This is a genomic window from Thioalkalivibrio sp. ALJ1, from assembly GCF_000745395.1.
Taxonomy (GTDB): domain Bacteria; phylum Pseudomonadota; class Gammaproteobacteria; order Ectothiorhodospirales; family Ectothiorhodospiraceae; genus Thioalkalivibrio.
The window spans coordinates 1,347,007-1,360,833 of sequence record NZ_KN050684.1 but is presented as its reverse complement, the minus strand read 5'-3'; the positions used below and the strand labels follow the sequence as shown (position 1 = coordinate 1,360,833).

10 protein-coding genes are annotated in these 13,827 nt (G+C 63.8%); 2 read left to right on the top strand and 8 right to left on the bottom strand.

Annotated features, from left to right (window positions below):
- Window position 1 precedes the first annotated feature (1 nt).
- From lnt to miaB, 5 genes are read right to left on the bottom strand one after another with little or no spacing between them, the layout of a single operon-like run.
- The gene (lnt, locus tag F462_RS08725; protein WP_038053320.1) at window positions 2-1,489 is read right to left on the bottom strand and encodes an apolipoprotein N-acyltransferase; all 1,488 of its coding nucleotides are present in this window, start codon (window positions 1,487-1,489) and stop codon (window positions 2-4) included.
- 5 nt (window positions 1,490-1,494) lie between these two features.
- Window positions 1,495-2,427, bottom strand: a complete 933-nt coding sequence (locus F462_RS08720) for an HlyC/CorC family transporter (RefSeq protein WP_038053314.1) — start codon at window positions 2,425-2,427, stop codon at window positions 1,495-1,497.
- Entirely contained in the window at window positions 2,420-2,935 is a 516-nt protein-coding gene (ybeY, locus tag F462_RS08715; RefSeq protein WP_038053311.1) for an rRNA maturation RNase YbeY, read from the bottom strand. The genes F462_RS08720 and ybeY overlap by 8 nt, the downstream gene beginning before the upstream one ends.
- The gene (locus F462_RS08710; RefSeq protein ID WP_038053304.1) at window positions 2,925-3,932 is read right to left on the bottom strand and encodes a PhoH family protein; all 1,008 of its coding nucleotides are present in this window, start codon (window positions 3,930-3,932) and stop codon (window positions 2,925-2,927) included. Before F462_RS08710 ends, ybeY begins: the two co-directional genes overlap by 11 nt.
- Window positions 3,933-3,937: 5 nt before the next feature.
- Window positions 3,938-5,290, bottom strand: coding sequence for a tRNA (N6-isopentenyl adenosine(37)-C2)-methylthiotransferase MiaB (gene miaB, locus F462_RS08705; protein ID WP_038053300.1), 1,353 nt, complete (start codon window positions 5,288-5,290; stop codon window positions 3,938-3,940).
- A gap of 943 nt (window positions 5,291-6,233) precedes the next feature.
- Here miaB and F462_RS08700 point away from each other — a divergent pair.
- A complete protein-coding gene (locus F462_RS08700; protein ID WP_038053297.1) occupies window positions 6,234-7,916 on the top strand; it encodes a DUF4394 domain-containing protein in 1,683 nt (560 codons plus the stop codon).
- A 313-nt stretch (window positions 7,917-8,229) separates the two neighbouring features.
- Here F462_RS08700 and ssb read toward each other — a convergent pair whose 3' ends face one another.
- Together ssb and F462_RS08690 are read right to left on the bottom strand one after the other, a co-directional pair.
- Window positions 8,230-8,712, bottom strand: a complete 483-nt coding sequence (gene ssb, locus F462_RS08695; RefSeq protein ID WP_038053294.1) for a single-stranded DNA-binding protein — start codon at window positions 8,710-8,712, stop codon at window positions 8,230-8,232.
- Between the two features lie 126 nt (window positions 8,713-8,838).
- On the bottom strand, window positions 8,839-10,209 hold the full coding sequence (locus tag F462_RS08690; RefSeq protein WP_038053291.1) for an MFS transporter: 1,371 nt from the start codon (window positions 10,207-10,209) through the stop codon (window positions 8,839-8,841).
- 177 nt (window positions 10,210-10,386) lie between these two features.
- On the opposite strand from F462_RS08690, the gene uvrA reads away from it, so the two are divergent.
- A complete protein-coding gene (uvrA, locus tag F462_RS08685; protein WP_038053287.1) occupies window positions 10,387-13,236 on the top strand; it encodes an excinuclease ABC subunit UvrA in 2,850 nt (949 codons plus the stop codon).
- 172 nt (window positions 13,237-13,408) lie between these two features.
- Here the strand turns inward: uvrA and rplQ are convergent, their stop codons facing one another.
- Window positions 13,409-13,801, bottom strand: a complete 393-nt coding sequence (gene rplQ, locus F462_RS08680; protein ID WP_038053285.1) for a 50S ribosomal protein L17 — start codon at window positions 13,799-13,801, stop codon at window positions 13,409-13,411.
- Window positions 13,802-13,827 lie beyond the last annotated feature (26 nt).

The window sequence follows — 13,827 nt, the reverse complement described above, 5'->3', positions numbered from 1 at the left end:
TTCAGCGCGCTCGGCGACGGATTGCGGCGCCCGCTATCAGCAGGACCAAGGCCGCCAGTACCGCCGGCCCCATCCCGGTGGCGGTCGCCGGCGTCACGCCCTGACGGGGCTGTACCGAACCCGTGACCACCTCGCGGGTGAACAGCCCCGAGCGTTCCAGCAACCGGCCATCCGCATCGATCAGGGCAGAGATCCCGGTGTTCGTGGCACGGATCATTGGACGCCCGGCCTCCACCGCGCGCACCCGCGCAATCTGCAGGTGCTGGGCCGGGGCCAGGCTGTCGCCAAACCAGGCGTCATTGGAAACGTTCACCAGAAAGCCGGCCTCCGGCAATGCCGCGCGAATGTGCCGAGAATACGCCGACTCGTAGCAGATACTCACCCCGGCCATCTGCCCGGCAATCTGCATACGACCATCTCCCTCACCAGGACTGAGGTCGGACATGGGGATCGCCAGCAATCGATCCAGCCAGTCGAGTTGCCCGCGCAACGGGATATATTCACCAAAGGGGACTAGCTGCCGCTTGTTGTAGCCGGCCCCAGTGGTCACATTGACCACCGAGTTGTATACATGGCGACCCGCCGCCTGATGATCGAAGACCCCTACCAGAAGCTCGCCATCGTGCTCCGCCAGCGACTGGGCGAGCTGCCCCAGCGGACCTTGTACCTCGACATACAGCGCAGGGATGGCGGTCTCCGGCCAAACAACCAGATCCACGTCGCCCGCCTCATGGGTCAGGTCCTCGTAGATGCCCAGTGAGTACTCAATGCCGTCGGCATCCCATTTTCGAGCCTGGTCGATATTGCCCTGCACCATGGCCACCGAGATTGGCGCGCCACCGGGCTCCACCCACCGCACCAGCCCCAGTGCTACCGAGGCGATCACCAGCATCCCCGCCAGGCCCGCACCCAGCCAGCGCTGTCCGGGCCGGAACACGGTGACCATCGCCACCGCCAGCAGGGCCACCACCAGACCCACTCCGAGCTCGCCGACTAGCGGCAACCAGGACTGCAGGGGCGTATCCAGCACGGTGTGACCGAACAGCAGCCAGGGGAAGCCCGAGAACAACCAGGAACGGGCGAGTTCCATCAGCACCAACCCGCCGGCCAGTGCCAGCATCCCGGCGGGTCGTGCCAGTGGCAGGAAACGCGCGGCCAATCCGGCCAGCAGCGCCGGATAGGCCGCCATCACCAGCACGAACAACACGGTAATGAGCGAGGCGACCACCAGTGGGGCCTGCCCGAACACCAGGAGACTGTTGAAGATCCAGGTAACCCCAACCCCGAAGAAGCCGAGGCCGAAGGCATAACCCAACACGGTGGCCTGCCGCAGCGTGGCACCGGGCAACAGGGCAAACCAGACGGCCAGGGCCAGGGGTGCAGCCAGAAACCAGCTGACGGGGGCAAAGGCCAGGGTGGCGGCGCCGCCGGCCAGCAGTGCCACCAAGGCCGAGGCCCAGGGCGGCAGACGTTCAAAAAGAGGCTGCATGCGTGTCAGGGGCTGCGTCCGTCGTCCGGTTCCCGGGGCGGCCCGTCAAACGGCTGCGCGCCCTCGCTAGCCGCGACCGCGGCATCCGGCTCCGGAAGCCGCATCTCCAGTAGGTGCAGACGCCGGTTGTCGGCACGCAGCACGCGAAACTGCATGCCATCCACCACGATCTGCTCGCCGCGCCGCGGGACATGCCCGAAGTGCGACAGCAGCAGGCCACCGATGGTGTCGAAATCGGCCTCGCTGTACGCGCTCTGGAAGTAGGCGTTGAACTCCTCCATTGGGGTCAGCGCCTTGATGGTGTAGCGCCCGCCAGGGTGCTGCATGATCTGGGTCAGGTAGTCTTCGACGTCGTGCTCGTCTTCGATCTCGCCCACGATCTGTTCCAGCACATCCTCGATGGTCACCAGCCCGGCCACGCCGCCGTATTCGTCCACCACGATCGCCATATGATTGCGACTCAGGCGGAACTCCTTCAGCAATACGTTCAGGCGCTTACTTTCGGGCACGAAGACCGCCGGACGCAGGATCTCCTGCATATCAAAGGCGGCATCGTCGGGTTCACCAAAGAAGCGCAGCAGGTCCTTGGCCAGCAATACGCCGACCACCTCGTCGCGATGATCGCCGACCACCGGCAGGCGCGAATGCGCGGAAGCCACCACATCGGGGAGAAAATCGGAGAGCCCGGCATCACGCCGCACCACTTCCATCTGGGCGCGCGGGATCATGATGTCCCGCACCTGCATGTCGGCGACGTTCAGCACGCCCTCCAGCATGGTCAGGGCCTCGGAGTCGACCAGCTCGCGGGCATGGGCACCGCGCAGGGTCTCGATCAGTTCACGGCGGGTCGTCGGTTCGCGGAGCGGGCGCAGGATCTTGCAGGCCCGGGTCAGCCAGTGACGCCAGATCGGTTGCTCGTCGGGTTCGGGTTCAGGCATCAGGGACGGTTCCGGCAGGATGCGACGACAGGGTGCGGTCCGGATGCTCGGCAGCGTAAGGGTCGGAATAGCCTAACCCGGCCAGGATCGAGGACTCAATTTCCTCCATCCGCTTGGCCTCGTCCGAGGTCTGATGGTCCAGGCCCTGCAGGTGCAGCATCCCGTGCACCACCATGTGATGGTAATGGGCCGCCAGCGTCTTGCCCTGCTCGGCCGCCTCTCGCGCCAACACCGGTGCGCACAACACGACGTCACCCAGATAGGCGCCCGCCTCGGGGGGCAAACCGGGCGGCAGCGACGGGACCGGGAATGACAGCACATTGGTCGCGTAGTCGCGCCCACGGAACGCATGATTCAGTGCCAGGCCCTCCTCGGCGTCCACCAAGCGCAGGGTCACCGCCGCCACGCCTGACCCTCGCCAGGCGGCACGGGCGGCGCGGTGCAAGGTGGCGGCGGCGGGCACGCCCGCACGCGGCACGGCGTACTGCACCGCCACCTCAAGCGCCATGTTCGTTGGGTTCGGGCGCGGGACCTGGGGTCCCGGACTCCTGCTCGTGCGCGTCATAGGCTTCGACAATACGCTGCACCAGCGGGTGACGAACCACGTCACCCGCCTGGAAGCGAGTGATATGCACGCCTTCCACATCGGTCAGGATTTGCATGGCGTGCTTGAGGCCGGAGCGCTGACCGCGCGGCAGGTCCACCTGGGTAATGTCGCCATTGACGACGGCCGTGGATCCGAAGCCGATACGGGTCAGGAACATCTTCATCTGCTCAACGGTGGTGTTCTGTGCCTCGTCGAGGATGATGAAGGACTCGTTCAGGGTTCGGCCACGCATATAGGCCAGCGGCGCGACCTCGATCACCTGGCGCTCCATCAGGCGCGCGGTCTGGTCGAAGCCCATCAGTTCATACAATGCGTCGTACATCGGCCGCAGGTAGGGGTCGATCTTCTGCGCCAGATCGCCGGGCAGGAAGCCCAGGCGTTCGCCCGCCTCCACTGCCGGGCGCACTAGCACCAGGCGCTGTACGCGATCCTGCTCCAGCGCGGCCACCGCCGCCGCAACCGCGAGGAAGGTCTTGCCTGTACCGGCCGGTCCGATCCCGAAGCTGAGGTCGTGCTTTGCGATCGCGGCCAGGTACTTGGCCTGACGCGGTCCACGCCCGCGGATCACTGCGCGCTTGAGCCGCAGCGACGGGTCGCTGCCATTCGCCCCGCCCCCATCATCGGCCAACCCCTCGACGTGGGCCGTCTGCAATGCGGTATGCACCTGCTCCAGACTGACCGGTTCCTCCTGCGCCATGCGGTGCAGGTCATGGATCAAGGCCCCGGCGGCCTGTACCGCAGACTTCGGACCGGTCAGGTTGAAACGCGGCCCGCGATTGTGCACCGCCACACCCAGGTGCGACTCGATCAGGCGCAGATGCGCATCCAGTGGCCCGGAGATCCGCGCGAGCGTCTCCTGGTCACCGGGTTCCAGGGTGAAATCCAGACGATTGGCCATTCAGTTCAGGCGCCGACGGCAGCGGGGATGTCCCGCGCGACCGTCTGCCCGCGCAAGGAGTGCGCAAGGGCCTCGGTAATCTCGACCGGAACCATCTGCCCGATCAGGCTGGGGTCACCGGCAAAGTTGACGATACGGTTGTTCGCTGTGCGACCGGCCAGCTCGCCTGGATTGCGCTTGGCCGGACCCTCGACCAGCACCCACTCCACATTACCCACCATGGTCTGGTTACGCTCGCGGCCGTGCTGTTCGATCATGGCCTGCAACTCGGCGAGGCGCGCCTTCTTGGTCGCCATCGGTACGTCGTCCGGCAAGGCCGCAGCCGGGGTGCCCGGACGGGCGCTATAGATGAAGCTGAACGAGAAATCAAAGTGCAGTTCCTCGATCAACTTCATGGTCGCAGCGTGATCGGCGTCGGTCTCGCCGGGGAAGCCGATGATGAAATCGGAAGAGAGATCCAGATCCGGGCGTGCCTCGCGCAGACGCCGGATCTTGGACTTGTATTCGAGCACCGTGTGGCCCCGCTTCATCTGCGCCAGGATGCGGTCGGAACCACTCTGGATCGGCAGGTGCAGGTGGCTGACCAGCTTCGGCTCGTCGGCATAGGCCTGAATCAGCGAGTCGGAAAATTCAACCGGGTGCGAGGTGGTGAAGCGGATGCGCTCGATCCCGTCGACTGCGGCCACATAGTGAATCAGCAGGGCCAGGTCGGCGGTATCGCCGTCGTCCATCGGCCCGCGATAGGCGTTCACGTTCTGGCCCAGCAGATTGACCTCCTTGACTCCCTGCGCCGCCAACGCCGCAACCTCGGCGATCACGTCGTCGAACGGACGGCTGATCTCGTCCCCTCGGGTATACGGAACGACGCAGAAGGAACAGTACTTGGAGCACCCCTCCATCACCGACACAAACGCGGTCGGACCATCGGCCTTCGGCTCCGGAAGACGATCGAACTTCTCGATCTCGGGGAAGGAGATATCCACCACGGGTGCGCGCTCGCGGCGCACGGACTGGATCATGGCCGGCAAACGATGCAGAGTCTGCGGTCCGAACACAAGATCCACATACGGGGCGCGGGCACGCAGGGCATCGCCCTCCTGGCTGGCGACACAGCCACCCACGCCGATGATCACCTCCGGCCGACGTTCCTTGATCTGACGCCAGCGCCCCAGCAGCGAGAACACCTTTTCCTGTGCCTTCTCGCGAATGGAGCACGTATTCATCAGTAGGACATCGGCCTGCTCCGGGTCGTCGGTACGCTCCGCCCCGTGCAGCTCGCGCAGGGCGTCGAGCATGCGATCGGAGTCGTACTCGTTCATCTGGCAGCCGTGCGTCTGGATATAGACCTTGCGGATCATGCTTCGGTACTTCGCTGCTTTGGTTTCAGGACGCGAGCCTCAAAATGGAAAGAGGGACCTGCCCTCACTTTCGATGTCCGTAACCATTTGTTGCAAAAAGTTAACTTGGATCATGTGCACGAGTTCCGTCAAGATAAATGGAAAGAACGAGGCGCTTTCGGCCCTGACTTGGCAGTCGTTCTTTACAGGGCCTCGTGCTCGCTCGGGCACCCCACGCTGATGCGCTTCGAGTCGCCCTTTGCGGCACCTAGTCCAATAGTGTAACGCTGATAGCGTTTGAGATGGGCCGGTTAGCAGGAAACGGGTCGCCTTTAAGGCGTCTGCACCTGGCCAATTCCTTCCAGCACGCTACCACCGGGGACGGATTCACAGCGCACGAGTTCGCGCGCACCAGGCGTCGCGTGTGCGCGCGATCGCGGACCCCGCAGCGCCGGGCCGGGCGCCCAGGCGCTTCTCAGCATGAAGCGCTGCTGCGCAACGCACGCCCGCAGCAATCGCTCCAAACTGCTCCGTGGGCGCCCTCAGGCTCTCTTCCGATCCCCACCCTAGGCCGGAGAAATTGCGCTCCGATAATCACCCTCACCCCCGACCAAAAAAAGCTGGACGCCATGATCCTAAACCCGCTCGCAGCACGAGAGCAGCGACGGATTGAATCAGCGTTCCCCCAACACGGCCTGCATCTGATTTAAGGCGACTTGGCTCACAGAAACCGTCCGGATCGGTCCTGAATTGATGAGTTTTCTGAACTCGACGCTGCAACTCGTGCTCTTCCCCGTAGCCAAGGTGCGATTTACGTCTCGTGTGATGAAGTTTAAGCACAAGCCGTGAGGAAGCGTCGGCTGGAAGGGGGAACGCAATATATTACTCGCGCCTAAATCCACCCTCGCAGGACGCCACAAGCTCGGTGTCGATTTTTCATAGAGACCACAAGGAGTAAGGAATCATGAACCGTTACGTACATTCCACACTTTCCGTTACCATATCGATCGCGCTAGGGACCGTCGTCATCGGGGCCAGCAGCAGTTCCGCTGATTCGGGTGCAGATCTGGACGCCACCGACATCTTTGCAGTGACCGACGCGAATGACTTGATTCGCTTTTCGTCGGAAGCACCCGAAGATTTCGAGGTACTTGGCTCCCTGAACGGCATGGATGTTGTCGGCTTGGATTTCCGTCCTGATGACGGCGACCTGTTTGCATTGACCGCGGGCGGTGAGCTGGTGATTCTGGATCCGGAGTCAGGCGCTATCAAGTCCACAGTCTCGGCCGAGATTGCGGACCCGGCACTGGATGGCAAAATCGACATGGACTTCAACCCGGCGGCCAACGCGCTGCGCATTACCGGCTCGACCGACGGTCGAAATCTGCGCGTGGGCCCGGGCAACCTGGAGCCGGACGCGAACGAGACAGCGATCGAGGATGGAAAGTTCGGTTATCGACAGGGCGTGTCCGGCACGTCGTATTCGAACAATGATCCAGACACTGACGACACGACGCACTATACGATCGATGATGAGGTCAAAACGTTGTTCACACAGGCCTCGAACCCGGGTCTCCTAAACGAGGTCGGCGAGCTGTTCCCTGGCGATGACACGCCGAACAAGCTGCTCGGCTATGACATCTTCCAAAATGCAGATGGCGTCAACGAGCACTGGCTTGCACTGGAACGCGACGGCAAAGCGGCGCTCTATAAAATCGATGCGGAAACAGGTGCAGCGGGCGACCCGGTGGCGAAGCTGGAGCCAGCACAGGGCACCTACATCGACATGACCGTTGAGGGGGATGCTGACGACGCCAGCCAGCGCGAGTTCATGATGCTGGACCAGCGCGACGGAATGGCGCCGCAGATCGTAGTGTTCACCAGAGGCGAAACCTCGACTTCTAGATCCCTGGACATCCACGGACTGGATGATGAAGACCTGATCGGCATGGATCTGCGCCGTGCTTCGGAGGATCCGGACAATCCCAACGGCTTGTATGCTTTCGGCACGGACGGCGGCATCTTTTACCTTGAGGAGGGAAGCAGCTCGGTAACGGCGAAGCAGATCGCCGAGCTGGCCCTGGCGGATGACGTCAGCATGCAGGGCGACCGGTTCTCGGTAGACTTCAACCCAGCGGTAGACTTGGTGCGCATCCTGAGCAGTAGCGGGCAGAACCTGCGCGTCAACCTGCAGGACGGCCGCGAATTGGAAGACGAAGCTCGCGACGCGGGATTTGGTTTTGTCGATGGCACGGTGCGTCTCGGCGACACAATGGTCCCAGACGTGGTGGCAGTTGGCTATCGACCCGCACCGGAGGAACTGGAAGGCGAAGTTCCATCGTTGGACTTCCAGTATGTGGTCGACAACCAAGGTGATGAAGCAAGCCTAGCGCGGGTGGTAGTGCCGAACGACGGAGCACTGGTGGATGTCGGGAGTCTGGGTGTCGGTGCGCTTGCGGGCACCAGTCAGCACAGCATCGACATCACGCAGGGCAATTCCGGGATTGCGGCACTGGTGCGGGACGAGGAAAAAGTCTCGCGGCTCTACCATCTGGATCTGATCGAAGGCACGGCCAAGGAGGTCGGCATGATCGGTGATGGCACGTTTACCGTGACGGCCATTTCAGCCACTTTGGGCGACGACTAAGCCAGCAATGCCTGGCTTCGGACAGGCAAGGGCGCATCCGGCAGGTTCCGGATGCGCCCTCTCGCCAGCTAACGAACCATCGGAACGTCACGCGTCTGCCTCGCGGGCCGCGAGACGGGAACCGGAGTAGCGTGCATCACGCTAGTGACCGAGTCGATGGACGACGACAGCCCTCAAATAGATGCTCGTTCGGCGTCCACCGTCTTGGTTCTCTACATCCGATTGCGGGCACAAAAAAGCGAGACCCCCCGAATAGCGGGGAAAGTCTCGCCTTGAATACGCACTACTCTTTACACCTTAACCAAGGTACTTCTCAGAAGGGGACGTCATCGTCATCGAAGGCGCCACCCGAGGCCGGCGCAGGGCTGCGGTTGCCACTCTGCTGGCCGCCACCACCGTAGGCGCTGCCACCACCATAACCCGGATCCTGGTCGAAACCGCCACCGCCGCCGCTACCCCCGCGCGCGCCGATCAGCTGCATCTCGTTGGCGACGATCTCGGTGCTGTAGCGGTCATTGCCGGACTGATCCTGCCACTTGCGCGTCTGGATCTTGCCTTCGACATAGACCTGCGATCCCTTGGACAGGTACTGCGCGGCGATATCCGCCAGGCGTCCGAACATCACCACCCGGTGCCATTCGGTATTCTCGCGCTTTTCGCCGGAATTCTTGTCGGTCCACTGCTCCGACGTCGCCAGACGCAGATTGGTGACGGTCACCCCGTTCGGGGTTTCGCGCTTTTCCGGGTCGGCCCCGAGGTTGCCGAGCAGGATGACTTTATTGACGCCGCGGGCCATGGGGCCTCCTTCAGTCGGGCATGGAGAGACAGACCCGCTAGTGTAGCAGCCTGCCCCGTCGACGACAGTGCGGCCCCGCACAAGGGCAGCCTCCATCGCTTGCCGGCTACCCACATCACAGTGGCACTAGGTCCCGGGCGATCGTGCCAGCCAGAGCGTGAGCTCGGGAGTATCCGGACCGTTCGGCTCCACCTTCAGGTACAAGGAGCCAGCATCCGGTGACAACGCCGCCTCGTGCACACCCGGCCACTGCGCAAGTGTTTGCCGCAGCTCCTCCTCGCGCCCGCGCCAGTGAGCAGGCACGGCCATCACCCGGTTGGACCGATAACGCGGTTGCAACCCGCGCGCGCTCCACCACCAGATCACGAGCAGCGGCACTCCGGCGAGAAACACCCCAACCGGCCCCGCAAGCGTAAGCAGTCCGCCCCCCAGTACGCCGCCGGCAAAGATGCCGAGAAACTGCGCTGTGGCAAAACCGCCCATTGCGGTGCCTTTGTGGGCCACCGGCGCCACGCGGGCGACCAGCGACGGCAAGCCAGCCTCCAATAGGTTGAATGCGGCGAAGAACAGGATCATCAGCGCCGCCAGCGTCCACAGGCCACCGCCATCCAGCACCAGAAGCGCCAACAGGATCTGCACCCCGACCAACAGGGCGATGGCGGCACGCATCACGCTGTGTAGCCGGCGGCGGCGCTCACCAAAGAGAATCCCCGGCAGCATCAATACGAATCCCGCCAACAGCACCGGCACGTAGAACTTCCAGTGGCTCGCGCCTGGCAGCGCGAGCGTCTCGACCAATAACACGGGTATCACCAGGAAATTGGCCGCCAGGACCAGGTGCAGCACGAAGATGCCAAGGTTTAAGCGCAGCAGATCGGGGGTCCGCAAGATCCGCGGCAGGGCCGACCATGCCGGGACCATGTCCGGGTGGGCCCGTGTATGCGAAGGGTCAGGCACCCATAGAAACAGGATCACAATGGCGACCAGCCCGAGCAGGCCCGAAAGGCCAAAGATCCCGGGCAGCCCTGCGGCCTGATCCACCACGGGTCCCAGGGCCATCGCAGCCGTGAAGGTCAGACCAATGGTCAGACCAATCACGGCCAGGGCCCGCATCCGCCGCTCCTCGCCCACGAGATCCGCAGTGAGCGCGAGGATCACCGCCGCCACTGCGCCTGCGCCCTGCAGGGCGCGCCCCAGGATGATCCCGTGGATGGACTCGGCGAGAGCCGCCACCAGACTTCCCGCCACGAACAACAGGAGGCCCGCAAGGATTAATGGCTTGCGCCCAACTCGGTCCGAGAGAAGCCCGAACGGGACCTGCAGCAGGGCCTGGGTGAGTCCATAGACCCCAAGCGCCAGCCCCATCAGCAGGGGAGTCGCTCCGGGAATGCGGTCGGCATGCAGCATAAACACGGGCAAGACCATAAACAGGCCGGCCATGCGCACGCCGTAGATGGCCGCCAGACCGCTGGTGGCGCGCAGCTCGCGCGAGTTCATGGCGCCCGGGACCGGAACGAAGCAGGGAAGGTAGTCATGTCCGCGGAGTTTACCGGCAACCCTGGCGCGGAAACCATGGCGCTTGCGGCCCGGGTGTTACCATGAACGGTTTGCGGCGTCCCGGGAATTTCCCCGGCCGCGCCGCCGGACGCAAACCACTGGAGTCGACCCAGCCCCATGGACAGCATCAGCATACGCGGCGCCCGCACCCATAATCTGAAGAACGTGGACCTCGACCTGCCGCGCGAGCGGCTCATCGTGATCACCGGCGTCTCCGGGTCGGGCAAGTCGTCACTGGCCTTCGACACCCTGTTTGCCGAAGGCCAGCGACGTTACGTGGAAAGCCTGTCCACCTACGCCCGCCAGTTCCTGTCGATGATGGAAAAGCCCGACGTGGACCAGATCGAGGGCCTGTCGCCGGCCATCTCCATCGAGCAGAAGAGCACCTCGCACAACCCGCGCTCCACGGTCGGCACCATCACCGAGATCTACGACTACCTGCGCCTGCTGTTCGCGCGGGCGGGCGAGCCACGCTGCCCGGAACACGGCGAGACGCTGGCGGCCCAGACCATCTCGCAGATGGTCGATCAGGTACTGGCTCTCCCCGAAGGCGACAAGGTGATGCTCCTGGCGCCGGTGGTCCGGGGCCGCAAGGGCGAACACCACAAGATGCTGGAGGCGATGCGCTCGCAGGGTTATCTGCGCGCACGCATCAATGGCGAGATCCATGACCTCGACGCGCTGCCGGCGCTGGACCCCAAGCGCAAGCACAACATCGAGATCGTAATCGACCGTTTCCGTGTCCGCGAGGATTTGCGCCAGCGCCTGGCCGAGTCCTTCGAAACCGCCACGGAACTTGCCGACGGCCTGGCCCTAGTCGCGTGGATGGACGAGCCGGAACGCGAGCCGATGATCTTCTCCGCGCGCTATGCGTGCCCCGTCTGTGGCTATGCGTTGCGCGAGCTGGAGCCTCGGCTGTTCTCGTTCAACAACCCGGCCGGCGCCTGCCCCACCTGTGATGGCCTCGGCGTGCGCCAGTACTTCGACCCGGAGCGGGTGGTCTCGCAACCCGCGTTAAGCCTGGGCGGCGGCGCGGTGCGCGGTTGGGACCGTCGCAATGCCTGGTATTTCAGCCTGCTGACGAGCCTGGCTCGTCACTATGGCTTCGACGTAGAGACCCCCTGGGAAGAGCTCCCGGCCGAGGTCCGCGCCGTCGTGCTGCATGGCTCCGGTACCGATAAGGTCAAGCTTTCGACCCCGGCCGCCAATGGACGCGTGCGTACCGACGAACGCGTGTTCGAAGGGGTGATCCCGAACCTGGAACGACGCTACCGAGAGACCGACTCCTCGGCCGTACGCGAGGAGCTGGGGCGCTACTTGGCGGAACAACCCTGTCCCGACTGCCACGGTACGCGCCTGAACTCGGCCGCCCGCCACGTTTTTGTCAACGACATGACCCTGCCGGAGGTCACCCACATGAGCGTGGCCAACGCCCAGGCCTTCTTCAGTGACCTGCAACTCCCGGGACGTTTCGCCCAGATTGCCGAGAAGATCGTGCGTGAGATCTCGTCGCGGCTGGGTTTTCTCAACGATGTCGGACTTGACTACCTCACCCTGGACCGTTCCGCCGACACCCTGTCCGGTGGCGAGGCGCAACGGATCCGGCTGGCCTCTCAGATCGGTTCCGCGCTGGTGGGTGTGATGTATATCTTGGACGAGCCTTCTATCGGCCTGCACCAGCGTGACAATGCACGTCTGTTGAACACCCTCAGCCACCTGCGTGACCTCGGCAATACCGTGATCGTGGTGGAACATGACGAAGATGCGATCCGCCAGGCCGACTACGTCGTGGACATCGGCCCCGGGGCCGGCCGCCATGGCGGTCAGATCGTCGCCTCGGGAACACCGGAGGCGGTCACCCAGCATGCCGATTCCCTGACCGGCGCCTATCTGCGCGGAACACGCTGCATCCCCGTCCCCGGACACCGCATTGAACCCGATCCGGACCGAGAGATCCGCGTGATCGGCGCGCGCGGCAACAACCTCAAGGGTGGAGATTTCGCCTTCCCGACCGGCCTGTTCACCTGCGTCACCGGGGTCTCCGGGTCAGGCAAGTCGACGCTGGTCAACAATACGCTCTACCCCGCCGTCGCCACGGAATTGCATGGTGGGCGCCATCACATCGAGGAACACGAACGTATCGACGGCCTCGAGCTGATCGACAAGGTGGTCGATATTGACCAAAGTCCGATCGGACGCACACCGCGCTCCAACCCGGCCACCTACACCGGCTTGTTCACGCCCATCCGGGAACTATTTGCGGCCACCGCCGAGGCACGTTCCCGTGGCTACAAGCCGGGTCGTTTCTCGTTCAATGTGCGCGGCGGGCGCTGCGAGGCCTGCCAGGGCGATGGCGTCATCAAGGTCGAAATGCACTTCCTCCCCGACGTCTTTGTTCCCTGCGATGTCTGCAAGGGCCACCGCTACAACCGAGAGACCCTGGAGGTTCGGTACAAGGGGAAGAATGTCCATGAGGTCCTCGAAATGACCGTGGAGGAGGCCCTGGACTTCTTCCAGCCGGTCCCAGTCATCCATCGCAAGCTGGAGATGCTAATGGAAGTCGGCTTGTCCTACATCCAGCTGGGCCAGAATGCGACGACCCTGTCCGGCGGTGAGGCCCAGCGCATCAAGCTGGCACGCGAGCTCTCCAAGCGCGATACCGGACGCACGCTCTACATCCTGGACGAACCCACGACCGGCCTGCACTTCGAAGACATCGCACAACTGCTTCGGGTCCTGCATCGGCTGCGCGACCACGGCAACACCATCGTCGTCATCGAGCACAACCTCGACGTCATCAAGACCGCCGACTGGCTCATCGACATCGGGCCCGAGGGTGGCAGTGGCGGTGGCGAATTGTTGGTAGCGGGCACTCCAGAGGCTGTCGCCGGACACCCGCGCAGCCATACCGGCCGGTTCCTGGCGCCCATGCTGGCCGCGCCGACTCGCGAAGCCGCCAGCGTTTAAGCGCCTGCTGGACGATCCGACCCGCACCCCCTCCACAGACGGAGATTGCGGGCTTCTTCGTGTAACACTCCCAACCCATCGCCATGTATCTAGCCACAAAAAAGCCGGCTCTAGGCCGGCTTTTGCTCCGCCCCTGAGCCGGGGCAGATCTATCGAGAGGAATTCCGCGACCTCAGGCCGCTTCGTCCTCTTTCACCTCGGTGTCTTCCGGGCGGTCCACCAGCTCGACATACGCCATCGGGGCGTTGTCACCGGGACGGTTGCCGCACTTGAGGATGCGCAAGTACCCACCGGGGCGCTCCTGATAGCGCGGGCCCAGCTCACTGAACAGCTTGCCCACGATCTCTTTGTCACGCAGGCGGGCAAACGCAGTGCGTCGGCCGTGCACGCTGTCTTCCTTCGCCAGGGTGATCAGCGGCTCGGCCACACGACGCAGTTCCTTCGCCTTGGGCAGCGTGGTCTTAATCAGCTCGTGCCGGAACAGAGCCACGGACAGGGCCTGAAACATGGCCTTGCGATGCGAACTGTTGCGGTTCAGCTGGCGGCCGGAATGACGATGACGCATGAGAGGCTTCCTCTAGAAAAACGATG

Bases quoted from the DNA above. Each gene is read 5' to 3' on its own strand.
- miaB (WP_038053300.1), bottom strand. From the start codon at position 5,290: ATGATCCGCAAGGTCTATATCCAGACGCACGGCTGCCAGATGAACGAG.
- rplQ (WP_038053285.1), bottom strand. From the start codon at position 13,801: ATGCGTCATCGTCATTCCGGCCGCCAGCTGAACCGCAACAGTTCGCAT.
- F462_RS08720 (WP_038053314.1), bottom strand. From the start codon at position 2,427: ATGCCTGAACCCGAACCCGACGAGCAACCGATCTGGCGTCACTGGCTG.
- ssb (WP_038053294.1), bottom strand. From the start codon at position 8,712: ATGGCCCGCGGCGTCAATAAAGTCATCCTGCTCGGCAACCTCGGGGCC.
- uvrA (WP_038053287.1), top strand. From the start codon at position 10,387: ATGGACAGCATCAGCATACGCGGCGCCCGCACCCATAATCTGAAGAAC.
- F462_RS08700 (WP_038053297.1), top strand. From the start codon at position 6,234: ATGAACCGTTACGTACATTCCACACTTTCCGTTACCATATCGATCGCG.
- lnt (WP_038053320.1), bottom strand. From the start codon at position 1,489: ATGCAGCCTCTTTTTGAACGTCTGCCGCCCTGGGCCTCGGCCTTGGTG.
- F462_RS08710 (WP_038053304.1), bottom strand. From the start codon at position 3,932: ATGGCCAATCGTCTGGATTTCACCCTGGAACCCGGTGACCAGGAGACG.
- F462_RS08690 (WP_038053291.1), bottom strand. From the start codon at position 10,209: ATGAACTCGCGCGAGCTGCGCGCCACCAGCGGTCTGGCGGCCATCTAC.
- ybeY (WP_038053311.1), bottom strand. From the start codon at position 2,935: ATGGCGCTTGAGGTGGCGGTGCAGTACGCCGTGCCGCGTGCGGGCGTG.